Origin of the sequence: Streptomyces sp. NPDC056486 (assembly GCF_042795295.1) — a bacterium.
Lineage (GTDB): Bacteria > Actinomycetota > Actinomycetes > Streptomycetales > Streptomycetaceae > Streptomyces.
Genome location: NZ_JBHTSF010000221.1, coordinates 1 through 12,250 on the forward strand (window position 1 = coordinate 1; position 12,250 = coordinate 12,250).

Here is a 12,250-nt window from a genome sequence, read left to right on the forward strand (position 1 = left end):
CCCGGCGCCTCGTCGGGGGCCCCACCGAGTCGGGTGGGCGGCCCCACCCCGGGGGTGGGGGCGGTCTTCGACCGCCCCCGCGGCGGCGCGGGGTCGTCTGGGGGGCGGCGCGTGGGACGCGCCGCCCGCATGACCGTGTCCGTGTCCGTATTCGCCCGCATCGTGAGACGGGGCAGCGCGGCGTGTGCGGGCTGTGGCAGGGTGTCAGCGTGCTCTCGTTCGCCATGATTATTGGCAGCAGGCGCGCCGGTCCGCAGTGACCGCCTCGTACCACCATGTACGGGCGGACACCGTCGTCTCCAGACCCGCGCGCAAACCTCTCGTACCCACGAGGGGTTTTTTCGTTTCCTGGCCCAACATCAGCCGGACGCGGAGCGCGAGGGATCATTGAGGCGGTGGAGCCGGTCATTCCGGTAGACCGAGATCCGACACAGGAGCCAGATCAGCATGACGGAAACCAGCACACCCGACGATACGTTCCACGTCTTTGACACCACGCTGCGCGACGGCGCGCAGCGCGAGGGAATCAACCTGACCGTCGCGGACAAGCTGACCATCGCCCGGCACCTGGACGACTTCGGCGTGGGCTTCATCGAGGGCGGCTGGCCGGGCGCCAACCCCCGCGACACCGAGTTCTTCGCCCGCGCATCGCAAGAGATCACCTTCCGGCACGCCCAGCTCGTCGCCTTCGGCGCCACGCGCCGCCCGGGTGGCTCGGCGGCAAAGGACCCACAGGTCAACGCCCTGCTGGAGTCCGGCGCCCCGGTCATCACGCTGGTCGCCAAGTCCCATGACCGGCACGTCGAGCTCGCTCTGCGCACGACCCTGGAGGAGAACCTGGAGATGGTGCGCGACACCGTCTCCTACCTCCACGACCAGGGGCGGCGCGTCTTCGTCGACTGCGAGCACTTCTTCGACGGCTACCGCGCCAATCCCGAGTACGCGAAATCCGTCGTCCGCACGGCCTCCGAGGCGGGCGCCGACGTCGTCGTCCTGTGCGACACCAACGGCGGCATGCTCCCCGCCCAGGTCCAGGCGATCGTGGCGACCGTGCTCGCCGACACCGGCGCCCGGCTCGGCATCCACGCGCAGGACGACACGGGGTGCGCGGTCGCCAACACCCTCGCGGCCGTCGACGCGGGCGCCACGCACGTGCAGTGCACCGCCAACGGCTACGGCGAGCGGGTCGGCAACGCCAACCTCTTCCCCGTGGTCGGCGCCCTTGAGCTCAAGTACGGCATGCGGGTCCTGCCCGAGGGCTCGCTGCGCGAGATGACCCGTGTCTCGCACGCCATCGCCGAGGTCGTCAACCTCACCCCCTCCACACACCAGCCGTACGTAGGTGTCTCGGCCTTCGCGCACAAGGCGGGCCTGCACGCCTCCGCGATCAAGGTCGACCCGGATCTCTACCAGCACATCGACCCCGACCTGGTGGGCAACCGCATCCGGATGCTGGTCTCGGACATGGCGGGGCGCGCCTCCATCGAGCTCAAGGGCAAGGAGCTCGGGATCGACCTGGGCGACGACCGGGCGCTGGTGGGCCGGGTCGTCGAGCGGGTGAAGGAGCGGGAGCTCAGCGGCTACACCTACGAGGCCGCCGACGCGTCCTTCGAGCTGCTCCTTCGCGAGGAGGTCGAGGGGCGGGCCCGGCGTTACTTCCGCGTCGAGTCGTGGCGGGCCATCGTCGAGGACCGGCCTGATGGCACGCACGCGAACGAGGCGACGGTGAAGCTGTGGGCCAAGGGCGAGCGCATCGTCGCCACGGCGGAGGGCAACGGCCCGGTCAACGCCCTCGACCGCTCGCTGCGGGTCGGCCTCGAGCGCATCTACCCCCAGCTCGCCAAGATGGAGCTCGTCGACTACAAGGTCCGCATCCTGGAGGGCAAGCACGGCACGTCGTCCACGACCCGGGTGCTGATCTCCACCAGTGACGGTGACGGGGAATGGTCGACGGTGGGTGTGGCGGAGAACGTGATCGCGGCGTCGTGGCAGGCCCTGGAGGACGCGTACACCTTCGGTCTGCTGCGGGCGGGCGTCGAGCCCGTGGAGTAGGAAACCGGGTGAAACCGGGTCGGCCTCAGGCCGCCGTCGGACGCCCGACTGGGTTAGCTTCGATGTATGAGGAATGGGACCAAGCGAGTCACCGTCGCGCTGTCCGGGCTTCTCGTGGCTCTGGGCGCCGTGTCGTTCACGGCGGCGCCCGGAGCTGCGGCCGCTGTGTCCGCCGCGAGTGTCCCGGCCGTGGCCGACGCCTGGGAGAAGAGCCCCGTGTACGTGGATCCGGCCGCGTCGGACCAGCTGTCCGGGGTCGAGGCGAACGCCCTCGCGCAGAAGATCAAGGACGCCGACAAGCCGGTCTTCGTGGCGGTGCTGCCCGCTGACTTCCCGAAAAAGCTTCTCTTCAGGAAGCTGCGCACCGAGACCGGCGTGACGGGTGTGTACGGGGTCCGGCTCGGTGACGCCTTCGACGCGCAGGCCGACAAGCAGGTGCTGAACAGCGATGCCGTCTCCAACCTCGTCACGACCTACGGGGACGAGGCCGACACCAAGGCCCAGCTGAACGCCTTCGTCGACCAGGCGGTGAAGGACGCTCGCGGCTCGGCGCCCGACTCGTGGGGCGGCGGTTCCGGTTCGGACGACGGCGTCAACGTGGGCGGCCTCATCGGTTTCGGTGCGGTGCTCGTGGCGGGCGCCGGGGCGACGTACGCGGTGGTCAGGCGCAACCGGCGGCGGCGGGCCGACGAGCAGCGGGCTGCCCTGGAGAAGTTGCGGGTCGTGGTGGACGAGGACATCACGGCGTACGGCGAGGAGTTGGACCGCCTGGACTTCCACCCCGCGGAGGCGGGGGCGGACGACGCGATGCGCGCCGACTACGAACGGGCGCTCGACTCGTACGAGAAGGCGAAGTCGTTCATGGCGGCGGCGCAGCGGCCCGAGGAGGTACGGGGAGTCACCCAGTCCCTCGAGGACGGCCGCTTCTCGCTCGCCCTCCTCGCCGCACGCCGGGAGGGCCGCCCACTGCCGGAGCGGCGTGCCCCCTGCTTCTTCGATCCGCGACACGGCCCGTCGGTGAAGGACGCTCAGTGGGCGCCGCCGTCCGGAGCCGAGCGAACGGTCCCGGTCTGCCTGGCGGACGCGACACGCCTGGCCGACGGTGAGGAACCCCTGTCCCGGACGGTGGCCACGGAGTCGGGGGAGCGGCGCCCGTACTGGGAGGCGGGCCCGGCATACGGCCCATGGGCAGGCGGCTACTTCGGCGGCGGCATCCTGCCGGGCCTCCTGGTCGGCACGATGCTGGGCGGAATGATGGCAAGCCCGGCGTACGGCGCGGACTACGGCTCCGGGTACGGGGACTTCGGGGGCGGGGCCGGTTACGACGGCGGGGATTACTCGGGGTCGGACTTCGACCCTGGGGACTTCGGCGGCGGCTTCGGCGGCGGTGGGGACTTCGGAGGTGGCGGGGACTTCGGGGGTGGCGGCGGGTTCTAGGGGGGGGCGGGGCCAACGGTTGACGGGGCGGAGAGAATGCGAGACGATACGTATCGTATCGCTTAATTCGCATCGCATCGCTTCGTTCAGCCAACTCCGGAGGTCACTCGTGCGGCAGCAACAGGAGTACGTCGAAGCCGCCCCCGGCATCCGCCTGTGGACGGAGCGGCGCGGCGCCCCCGACGCCCCCGCCCTGCTTCTGGTCATGGGCGCCCAGGCTTCCGGCCTCGGCTGGCCCGACACCTTCGTCGACGCGCTTGCCGCCCAGTACCAAGTCATCCGCTACGACCACCGGGACACGGGCCGCTCCACCTCCACCTTCGATCAACACCCGTACCCCATCACCGACTTGGCGCAGGACGCCGTAGCGGTCCTGGACGGCCTCGGTGTCGAGCGGGCGCATCTGGTGGGCATGTCACTGGGCGGCATGCTGACCCAGCTGGTCCTGGCCGACCACCCCGAGCGTGTCCTGAGCGCCACACTGATCGGCACGTGCGCGCTCAGCGACACCTCGTACGAGACGCCGGACGGAGTCGAAGTGCCGGTCGGTGAACTTCCCGGCATCGCCCCGGAAGTCCTGGAGGTGTGGTCACGGCCGTTCGACGACAAGGGTCCTGAGGCCGAACTGGACCGCCGGGTGGAACACTGGCGTGTCCTGAGCGGCGGCCAACTCCCCTTCGAAGCACCGTACTTCCGCGATCTGGAGCGCCGGATCATCGAGCACACCGGTACGCACATCGCCTCGACGGCCCATGCCCGAGCCGACGACTCCCACATGCTCCGCACGGACGAACTGGCGGGCACGAAGGTGCCCACGCTCGTCATCTCCGCCCCCGCCGAGCCGGTGTTCCCGCCCCCGCATCCGCACCACCTGGCACAGGTCATCGGCGGAGGAGCGCGCGTGGTGGAGATCGCGGGCATGGGCCACGCACTGCCCCCGGCGGTACAGGCCCCGCTCGCGGAGGCGATCCTCGGCCACGCCAACTCCACGGCCGGCCGCTAGCCCGCCAGATCACCCAACTCCGTCAGTTCGGCGGACAGTTGCCAGAGGCGGGCCGCAGACTCCGGGTCCGTTGCCCAGGGTTTGACGCCGCCGATCAGCATGTCATCCGTCGTGGCGGGCTCCGCGATGTCGCAGTCCTGGCAGTACGCGCCGCCATGGGCGTCGAGGAGTGGTGACGTCGCCGCCCAGACCGCTGTGGCCGCGCCCTGCGCCGGGGTCTTGAAGCCTTGCGCCGGGGTGCCGTCGGCGGACATCCAGCCCTGCGCGAGTTGTTCCTCGCGGGGGATATGGCGCTGGAGGGGCGTAAGGATGCTGCCTGGGTGTACGGAGAAGGCCCGTATGCCGGTGTCGGCCGTGCTCAGGGAGTTGAGGTGAACGGCGAAGAGCGCGTTCGCCGTCTTGGACTGGGCGTAGGCCAGCCAGCGGTCGTACCCCTCGTGGAAGTGCGGGTCGCTCCAGCGGATGTCGGAGAGGAAGTGGCCGGACGAGGCCACGGAGACCACGCGTGCGGTCCCCGGACTCAGCGCCGGGTAGAGGCGGTTGACCAGGGCGAAGTGGCCCAGATGGTTGACCGCGAAGTGGGATTCCCAGGCGCCGCCCGGACCGACGCGAGTCTCGGGGCAGGCCATCACGCCCGCGTTGTTGATGAGGATGTCGAGGGTGCGGTGCGTCGCGAGGAAGCGGTCCGCGAAGCGCCTCACGCTGTCCTGGTCCGCCAGGTCCAGCTCCTGCACCTCCACGCGGTCCGTGCCCCGCAGCGCCTCCCTTGCCGCGCCGGGCCTGCGCGCGGGGACGATGACATGCGCGCCCGCCCGTACGAGCGCCCGGGTGATCTCCAGGCCGAGCCCCGAGTAGCCGCCGGTGACCAGCGCCGCCTTGCCCGAGAGACCGACCCCGTCGAGTACGTCGTCCGCCGCGCTCAGCACCCCGAACCCGCTGCCGATCCTCTGCTGTTGTCGCTCTTGTCGCTCGTGCCGTGTGGTCATGAACGTGACGCTAGAAGCTGGACCGCGCTCTAGGGCAAGCTGCCTCCGCTTGGCAGCGAGATCCGACCGGGCCGCTCAGGTGCCCGCCGCTCACAGGGCCTGGCCGGGACGCTCAAGCGCCCGCCGGCGGCGGCACGCTCCAGGTCCCCGAATGGCCGGGCGGGAGCGCCAAGTCGCGCCGGACCGCTTGGTAGTAGCCCTCGCGCGTCCTCCGCTGGCGGTCCAGAAGCGCTGACCAGGCCTCCGGATCCCGGATGTCCTCGCGCAGGAAGCGTTCCATCTCGACGACCGTGAGGACCCAGACCCGGGCCTTGTCCACGACGTCCGGAGTGCCGAGCATCAGCAGCGCCTCACCGGCCGGATCCCGCGCGATAGCGGCTTCCGCCAGGTGGGGCGCCGCCTCTTCGGGGGAGAGGGGGCGCGGGTGCGGGTCATTGCCGAGGTGGGCCGAGACGCGGTAGGTGAGCGTGACCGTCTGCTTCACCACGCGCGCGTAGTCGCCGTAGACGGCGAGCCGCCGCTCCTCCCAGCGAGCCGCCTGCTCCCGCTGGAAGCGGGCCCGGTCGCCGCGGGTGATCGCCAGATACGAACCGAGCGCACCAACGATCACGCCTATCAGAGCGGGCAGTTGCTGTATGAACTCGTTCACGGCCCGAACCGTATAGGAGGCGGAGGCAATGGCCGAGTTGCTGCGCTAGCCGACGAACGCAGTCACCCACTCACCCACCACCCCGTTACGCGGGGCAATCGGGTGGGTGGGCGGGAAGACATCCGCCGCGAAGCGGCGGCACAGAAAGGAGCCCGGACTCAAGAGCCAGACTTGATAGCGGAGATGTCGAAGCTCAGCTTGATCTTGTCGGAGACAAGCACCCCGCCCGTCTCCAGCGCGGCGTTCCACGTCAGGCCCCACTCCGAGCGGAGAATCTGCGCGTTGCCCTCGAAGCCGACCCGCTCGTTCCCGAAGGGGTCCGTGGCCGAGCCGTTGAACTCGAGGTCGATGGAGAGCGGCTTCGTGGTGTCGAGGATCGTCAGGTCACCGGTGATGCGGTAGTCGTCGCCACCCAGCGCCTCCGCCTTCGTGGAGCGGAACGTCATCTCCGGGAACTCGTCGGTCTTGAAGAAGTCCGCGCTCTTCAGGTGACCGTCACGGTCCGCGCTGCCGGTGTCGATGCTCTCCATCTTCACGTCGATGGAAGCCGTCGAGCCGGACGGGTCGGTGCCGTCCAGGTGCAGCGTGCCGGCGACGTCGGTGAAGGAGCCCTTGACGTTGGTGACCATGGCGTGGCGGGCGACGAAGCCGATCGACGTGTGCGCGGGGTCGATCGTGTACTCGCCGGTCAGGGCGGCCAGGTCCGGGTTGACCGGGGCGGACGCCGTGGCGGCGGCATCGGGGGACGTGGCGGAAGGTGTGGCGGTTTCGTTCTTGCGGCCGAAGAGACCCATGACTGCTCCTTGAGGGTGAGCTGCTAGCTACGAGCTACGGGGTTATGTCTGTTGAATGTTCAACAAGGCGACTCTAACTCCACTCAGTTCAACATTCAACCTAATGCGAAGCGTGTCCGTGTGATCACACACCGAATTCGACAATAGTCCCCGCGCTGTGAGCCCGCCGCCCCTCGGCTCGGCGGCCCACCGTTTTCGGACTGCCCGGGCCACGGGGGTCTCGGTGCCACCCGGGGCCCGCTCGCCACCCCGGGCGAATGTGAGGTGGATCTCACGTAGCCTTTTGTGGAATCCCTACAGCCGAACATGGCTCTGAGCAGTCACTTCGGGCGCACTGAGGTGACCTTCTGTTCAGGGGTGCCAGGAAAACGGGCCGGAGACTGTTCATAGTCGACGGTCCGTTTCTCTAGGCCCACTTCGTAAGGTCACTACATGACCGTTTTGGACGACACCGCTTCTCCCGAAGGCGAGCCCACCGACGCGCGCGGGCGCGTGGCCGAACTGCACGCGATTCGTGCCGAGGCGCTGCGCGGCCCGAGCGAGAAGGCGACGAAGGCCCAGCACGCCAAGGGCAAGCTGACCGCACGTGAGCGGATCGAGCTGCTCCTGGACGCGGGTTCGTTCCAGGAGGTCGAGCAGCTGCGCCGGCACCGGGCGACCGGGTTCGGCCTTGAGGCCAAGAAGCCCTACACCGACGGTGTCATCACCGGCTGGGGCACGGTCGAGGGGCGCACGGTCTTCGTCTACGCCCACGACTTCCGCATCTTCGGCGGCGCGCTCGGTGAGGCGCACGCCACGAAGATCCACAAGATCATGGACATGGCCATCGCGGCCGGCGCGCCGCTGGTGTCCCTGAACGACGGCGCCGGTGCCCGTATCCAGGAGGGCGTCTCCGCGCTCGCCGGGTACGGCGGCATCTTCCAGCGCAACACCAAGGCGTCGGGCGTCATCCCGCAGATCAGCGTCATGCTGGGCCCGTGCGCGGGCGGCGCGGCCTACAGCCCCGCCCTCACCGACTTCGTGTTCATGGTCCGCGAGACCTCGCAGATGTTCATCACCGGACCCGACGTGGTGCGTGCGGTGACCGGCGAGGAGATCACCCAGAACGGTCTGGGCGGCGCCGACGTGCACGCCGAGACCTCGGGCGTCTGCCACTTCGCGTACGACGACGAGGAGACCTGCCTCGCCGAGGTCCGCTACCTCATCGCGATGCTCCCCTCGAACAACCGCGAGAACCCGCCCACCCACGAGTCGGACGACCCGGCGGACCGCCGCTCGGACGTCCTGCTCGACCTGGTCCCCGCGGACGGCAACCGCCCGTACGACATGACCAAGGTCATCGAGGAGCTCGTCGACGACGGCGACTACCTCGAGGTCCACGAGCGCTGGGCCCGCAACATCATCTGCGCCCTGGCCCGCCTGGACGGCAAGGTGGTGGGCATCGTCGCCAACCAGCCGCAGTCCCTTGCCGGTGTCCTGGACATCGAGGCCTCCGAGAAGGCCGCCCGCTTCGTCCAGATGTGCGACGCTTTCAATATCCCGATCGTGACGCTCCTCGACGTGCCCGGCTTCCTGCCGGGCGTGGACCAGGAGCACGGCGGCATCATCCGCCACGGCGCCAAGCTGCTCTACGCGTACTGCAACGCCACGGTGCCACGCATCTCGCTGATCCTGCGCAAGGCGTACGGAGGCGCGTACATCGTCATGGACAGCCAGTCCATCGGCGCCGACCTCACCTACGCCTGGCCCACCAACGAGATCGCGGTGATGGGCGCCGAGGGCGCGGCCAACGTCATCTTCCGGCGCCAGATCGCGGCCGCCGAGGACCCCGAGGCCATGCGTCAGAAGATGGTCAAGGAGTACAAGGCCGAGCTGATGCACCCCTACTACGCCGCCGAGCGAGGCCTGGTCGACGACGTCATCGACCCCGCCGCCACGCGTGAGGTGCTGATCAGCTCCCTCGCGATGCTCCGCAACAAGCACGCAGATCTGCCGTCGCGCAAGCACGGCAACCCGCCGCAGTAATACCGCAGCAACAACGCAGTACTTCCTGCAGTAGCCCACAAGGAGAACGCTGCAATGACTACCCCCGACATCCGCGTCGAGAAGGGCCACGCCGAGCCCGAAGAGGTCGCCGCCATCACCGCGATCCTGCTGGCCCGCGCCGCCGCCACCGCACAGGCGCCCACGCCCCGCCGAGGCCGCGACAAGGCCGGCTGGCGCCGCCTGGAGCGCAGCCCGGGCTTCCGCGCCCCGCACAGCTGGCAGGGCTGACCGCCGCCCTGAAGCAGCCGGCAAGGCCGACAGGCACCCCGAAGGACCCCGCCCTGGTGCGGGGTCCTTCGGCGTCTGCCCGCCAGGTCAGTCGAACTCTCCGTCAAGCACCCCGAGTTTGAACGCGTACCACTCCTCAGCGGTGAAGCGCAGGACGAGGCCGCGGGGGTCTGCGGGGTTGCGCAGGGCCACCGCGCCGTTCTCCAGCTGGGCGATCTCCACAGGGCCCTCGACGGGGCTCCCCGGAGTGCTGGTCCACTGGGCGCGAGAGATGTCGAGCGCGTAGAGCAGCGCCTTCTCCCGCTGTGTGGCGCGTGTGCCGCTTGCAGTGTTCGTGCTCATATCTGCAGAATCCCGGAGTTGATTCCAGTGATGAATGCGCGCCAAGCGGTGGAGTCGAATACGAGTGTTCCGAACTCCCGATTCTTTGTGTCACGAATCGCCCGCTGATCGGCTGAAAGCTTCGAATGCTCGATGCAGCCGTTCGAGGCACCGCTGTAGGTGCTCTTGTGCCAGTTCGCTTTCACTGATTCGTCTTCTGTCTCTGTGAACGCGGGACTGGCCGTAGATGTACGAGACATCACGACCCGCTTTCTCCCTTCATGTGGTCAAGGATGTACTGGCGAGACTCGGCGGGAGAGAGCGCGGCGGCCGTCAGGTCGTCCCAGGCTTTGGTGTAAACCTGGACGTCAGGTCGCTGCTCAAGCAATGTTCCCCCGGTCATGTGTTCCAACCAGGTCACCTCTATGGGGGGTTCTCCGTGCAGGGTGAATACCGTGTACGGAGCGTACTGCGCCGGCGGCAATGTGATGTTCAGGGGGAGGATCTGAACGGTGACATTGGCCTGATTTCCCACATCGATCAGATGCTGAAATTGTTGACGGATCAATCCGGTGGGGCCAGAAATGCGGTGGAGTGCCGGGGCGTCGATGATGACGCGCAGCCGGAATTCACTGTTCCCGTGGAGCAGATCTTTGCGTCTCATGCGCGTCTTCACAAGGGTCTCGACGCGATCCGCTTCGGCTCCCGCGGTAAATATCTCCCGCATGTATGCCTCTGTTTGGAGCAGGCCCGGAAGGACCATCGGCTCGTAAGCGCGGATGAGTGAGGAGTCGGCTTCCAGCGTGAGGTAGTCGCGCAAGTCTCCGCTGAGCAAGGGACCTTGACCGGACCACCAGTCGACCTTGTGGATGTCCCTGGCGAGCCGCTTCAGATTCGACCGCTGCTGGTCGTCCTTCACCCCGTACAGGTTGAGCAAGGTGGTGAGGTCGAGTTGCCGGATGCCCCGTTTGCCTGTCTCGATCTGGCTGATCTTTGGCTGCCCACACTCCAGTGCATCGGCCGCGTCCTGGACCTTGAGGCCTGCATCCGACCGGAGTCGTCGCAGCTCAGAGCCGAGACGGCGGCTGCGCATGGTGGGCATATCGCTTTGGGGCATGCGCCCATGATGTCCCGCGCCTTCCGGCCAGACAACTGTCATCTGTCGCAACCCCCTTGAGGGATGCGAACGGTGCGTAATACTTGCCTAGGTGATAGATGCCTCGACATGATGCGAGCCCAACGTCCTTTTTTCTCGGTTGAGTTGACACCTACAGCGGTGCCGGAGGGGCAATGCCGAACACGTCCGCGGAGGAACTCGTAGTGATCAGCAGATCCTGCGAGGTCCGCATGGAGTACGACCCGCACTGCCTGGAGCAGATACGCCGGATCGTTGGCGCCTGCCTGCGCAGTTGGGGCCTGGAGGCGCTGGTCGACGACTGTGCCTTCGTGGCTACCGAGCTGTGCAGCAATGTGCGGCACTGCACGTGCTCGTCGTTCGAGTTCGCCGTCCGTCGTACGGGCGCTGAGGGTGTGCGCCTGGAGGTGACGGACACCTCCACCGAGCTTCCGGTGGTGCCCACCGAGCTCCCGGACCTGTTTGAGGTCAGTGGGCGTGGGCTGTTCCTTGTCGCTGCTCTGTCGGCCGACGTCGGGGTGGAGCCGACGGTCGGCGGCAAGATGGTCTGGGCGGAGCTCAAGATGCCTGGGTTCGGCTGACAAGGCCGGTGGTGGGGGGTGAGACGTCGGCCGGACGCGATGCGTCGGCCGGCGTCTTCGTCTGTGTACCGGCATGACCCTCCTCTCTTCTGTGGTCTCTCCTGGTCCCTGCTGGCCGTTCTTTCGCGCCTGTGTCTGTCGTACCGCTGCGCAGAAGGTGCTCTGCGGTCAGGTTGACCGGATAGCGACCTACAGGGCGCCGGTGTCCCCGAGCAGCTTCGCAAGGCCGCGCATGCCCCGGTGTGCGGCGGCCCGGACGGTCCTCGTCCTTCGGCCGAGCACGGCGGCCGCCTGCCGGAGGTCGAGCCTCACCACGACGAGAAGGAGCAGTGCCTCCGCCTGCTCCTGCGGCAGCCGCGCGATGAGTGAGAGGGCCCGCTCGGCGGGCCGCGTGGCCTCGTCGCCGTCAGGCGGGCGCCGGTCGTTGCGGCATGGATGTTCCAGGGCTCTGGTACGGACCACCAGCGCGCACCAGCCGCGGAAGTCGGCGCCGTCCCCCTGGAACTTGGCCAGATTTCGGGCGATGTACTCCCAGCTTCGGCTCTGGACACCGTCAGCGAGCGCCGGACCCACCAATGCGTGGGTGTAGAGGAGGAGTTGGGGGTGCAAGGACCGGTAGAGCATGCAGAAGGCCGCCTCGTCCCCCTCCTGTGCCGCCGCCACCGTCGCGCCCAGGTGGTCGTCCGCCGGGAGGGCACCGGAGAGGCTCTCCTGCCCGGCCAGTGATGCCCGCACCTGCCGTGCCGCCAGGGCGCCGGTCAAGGAGACGCTCCCGCCTGAGTAGGACAGGCTCATGTGAGGGGGCTCCGCTTCCTGCTCGATCCGTCAGGGGAAAGAAGAAAGGCAGGAGTGGTCGCGAACCTGCCTCTCCCTCCAGCGAGGATGCCATCGAAAACATCACAGCGGCAGGCATGTGTTTTGGCCAAAGGTGCAACACAAGGCGACGGTCGGCAACGCAGGGCGACGGACAGCTGCCCGAAGGTTCCTGCACAGCAGTTCGCCCCCGCCGGCTCCTGCC

13 protein-coding genes are annotated in these 12,250 nt (G+C 68.3%); 6 read left to right on the forward strand and 7 right to left on the reverse strand.

What is annotated here, in order from left to right; genetic code table 11:
* Positions 1–447: 447 nt before the first annotated feature.
* The 3 genes from cimA to ACFQ7F_RS42340 all read left to right on the forward strand — a co-directional run bounded on the left by cimA (position 448) and on the right by ACFQ7F_RS42340 (position 4,492).
* A complete protein-coding gene (gene cimA, locus ACFQ7F_RS42330) occupies positions 448–2,052 on the forward strand; it encodes a citramalate synthase (RefSeq protein ID WP_383283707.1) in 1,605 nt (534 codons plus the stop codon).
* A 66-nt stretch (positions 2,053–2,118) separates the two neighbouring features.
* Entirely contained in the window at positions 2,119–3,489 is a 1,371-nt protein-coding gene (locus tag ACFQ7F_RS42335; RefSeq protein WP_383283714.1) for a hypothetical protein, read from the forward strand.
* 109 nt (positions 3,490–3,598) lie between these two features.
* Complete coding sequence (locus tag ACFQ7F_RS42340; protein WP_383283721.1) at positions 3,599–4,492, forward strand: alpha/beta fold hydrolase; 894 nt, start codon at positions 3,599–3,601, stop codon at positions 4,490–4,492.
* Here the strand turns inward: ACFQ7F_RS42340 and ACFQ7F_RS42345 are convergent.
* The 3 genes from ACFQ7F_RS42345 to ACFQ7F_RS42355 form a co-directional block, all read right to left on the reverse strand.
* On the reverse strand, positions 4,489–5,478 hold the full coding sequence (locus ACFQ7F_RS42345; protein WP_383283726.1) for an SDR family NAD(P)-dependent oxidoreductase: 990 nt from the start codon (positions 5,476–5,478) through the stop codon (positions 4,489–4,491). The genes ACFQ7F_RS42340 and ACFQ7F_RS42345 overlap by 4 nt on opposite strands.
* A 112-nt stretch (positions 5,479–5,590) precedes the next feature.
* Positions 5,591–6,127: a hypothetical protein gene (locus ACFQ7F_RS42350; protein ID WP_383283732.1), complete on the reverse strand. Its 537-nt coding sequence runs from the start codon at positions 6,125–6,127 to the stop codon at positions 5,591–5,593.
* Positions 6,128–6,285: 158 nt separating this feature from the next.
* Positions 6,286–6,921, reverse strand: coding sequence for a YceI family protein (locus ACFQ7F_RS42355; protein WP_383283737.1), 636 nt, complete (start codon positions 6,919–6,921; stop codon positions 6,286–6,288).
* 432 nt (positions 6,922–7,353) lie between these two features.
* Here ACFQ7F_RS42355 and ACFQ7F_RS42360 point away from each other — a divergent pair, with 432 nt between their 5' ends.
* Positions 7,354–8,946: an acyl-CoA carboxylase subunit beta gene (locus ACFQ7F_RS42360; RefSeq protein ID WP_383283742.1), complete on the forward strand. Its 1,593-nt coding sequence runs from the start codon at positions 7,354–7,356 to the stop codon at positions 8,944–8,946.
* Positions 8,947–9,000: 54 nt separating this feature from the next.
* Positions 9,001–9,195, forward strand: coding sequence for an acyl-CoA carboxylase subunit epsilon (locus tag ACFQ7F_RS42365; protein WP_383283745.1), 195 nt, complete (start codon positions 9,001–9,003; stop codon positions 9,193–9,195).
* Positions 9,196–9,282: 87 nt separating this feature from the next.
* On the opposite strand, the gene ACFQ7F_RS42370 is transcribed toward ACFQ7F_RS42365, so the two are convergent.
* The 3 genes from ACFQ7F_RS42370 to ACFQ7F_RS42380 are packed head-to-tail and all read right to left on the reverse strand — an operon-like array spanning position 9,283 to position 10,633.
* Positions 9,283–9,537 carry a DUF397 domain-containing protein gene (locus ACFQ7F_RS42370; protein WP_383283750.1) on the reverse strand — a complete coding sequence of 85 codons (255 nt, stop codon included), beginning with the start codon at positions 9,535–9,537 and terminating at the stop codon, positions 9,283–9,285.
* Positions 9,534–9,776 (reverse strand): DUF397 domain-containing protein, encoded by a 243-nt coding sequence (locus ACFQ7F_RS42375; RefSeq protein ID WP_383283769.1) that lies wholly within the window; start codon positions 9,774–9,776, stop codon positions 9,534–9,536. Before ACFQ7F_RS42375 ends, ACFQ7F_RS42370 begins: the two co-directional genes overlap by 4 nt.
* Positions 9,776–10,633 carry a helix-turn-helix domain-containing protein gene (locus ACFQ7F_RS42380; protein ID WP_383283755.1) on the reverse strand — a complete coding sequence of 286 codons (858 nt, stop codon included), beginning with the start codon at positions 10,631–10,633 and terminating at the stop codon, positions 9,776–9,778. Before ACFQ7F_RS42380 ends, ACFQ7F_RS42375 begins: the two co-directional genes overlap by 1 nt.
* 173 nt (positions 10,634–10,806) lie before the next feature.
* Between ACFQ7F_RS42380 and ACFQ7F_RS42385 the strand changes: the two genes are divergently transcribed.
* Entirely contained in the window at positions 10,807–11,232 is a 426-nt protein-coding gene (locus tag ACFQ7F_RS42385; RefSeq protein ID WP_383283759.1) for an ATP-binding protein, read from the forward strand.
* A 189-nt stretch (positions 11,233–11,421) separates the two neighbouring features.
* Here ACFQ7F_RS42385 and ACFQ7F_RS42390 read toward each other — a convergent pair whose 3' ends face one another.
* Positions 11,422–12,027, reverse strand: coding sequence for an RNA polymerase sigma factor (locus ACFQ7F_RS42390; RefSeq protein ID WP_383283764.1), 606 nt, complete (start codon positions 12,025–12,027; stop codon positions 11,422–11,424).
* Positions 12,028–12,250 lie beyond the last annotated feature (223 nt).

What these genes read in the sequence shown, in the direction of transcription:
- ACFQ7F_RS42380 (WP_383283755.1), bottom strand. Translation starts at nt 10,633, where the DNA reads ATGCCCCAAAGCGATATGCCCACCATGCGCAGCCGCCGTCTCGGCTCT.
- ACFQ7F_RS42335 (WP_383283714.1), top strand. Translation starts at nt 2,119, where the DNA reads ATGAGGAATGGGACCAAGCGAGTCACCGTCGCGCTGTCCGGGCTTCTC.
- ACFQ7F_RS42345 (WP_383283726.1), bottom strand. Translation starts at nt 5,478, where the DNA reads ATGACCACACGGCACGAGCGACAAGAGCGACAACAGCAGAGGATCGGC.
- ACFQ7F_RS42370 (WP_383283750.1), bottom strand. Translation starts at nt 9,537, where the DNA reads ATGAGCACGAACACTGCAAGCGGCACACGCGCCACACAGCGGGAGAAG.
- cimA (WP_383283707.1), top strand. Translation starts at nt 448, where the DNA reads ATGACGGAAACCAGCACACCCGACGATACGTTCCACGTCTTTGACACC.
- ACFQ7F_RS42385 (WP_383283759.1), top strand. Translation starts at nt 10,807, where the DNA reads ATGCCGAACACGTCCGCGGAGGAACTCGTAGTGATCAGCAGATCCTGC.
- ACFQ7F_RS42365 (WP_383283745.1), top strand. Translation starts at nt 9,001, where the DNA reads ATGACTACCCCCGACATCCGCGTCGAGAAGGGCCACGCCGAGCCCGAA.
- ACFQ7F_RS42355 (WP_383283737.1), bottom strand. Translation starts at nt 6,921, where the DNA reads ATGGGTCTCTTCGGCCGCAAGAACGAAACCGCCACACCTTCCGCCACG.
- ACFQ7F_RS42375 (WP_383283769.1), bottom strand. Translation starts at nt 9,776, where the DNA reads ATGTCTCGTACATCTACGGCCAGTCCCGCGTTCACAGAGACAGAAGAC.
- ACFQ7F_RS42360 (WP_383283742.1), top strand. Translation starts at nt 7,354, where the DNA reads ATGACCGTTTTGGACGACACCGCTTCTCCCGAAGGCGAGCCCACCGAC.
- ACFQ7F_RS42390 (WP_383283764.1), bottom strand. Translation starts at nt 12,027, where the DNA reads ATGAGCCTGTCCTACTCAGGCGGGAGCGTCTCCTTGACCGGCGCCCTG.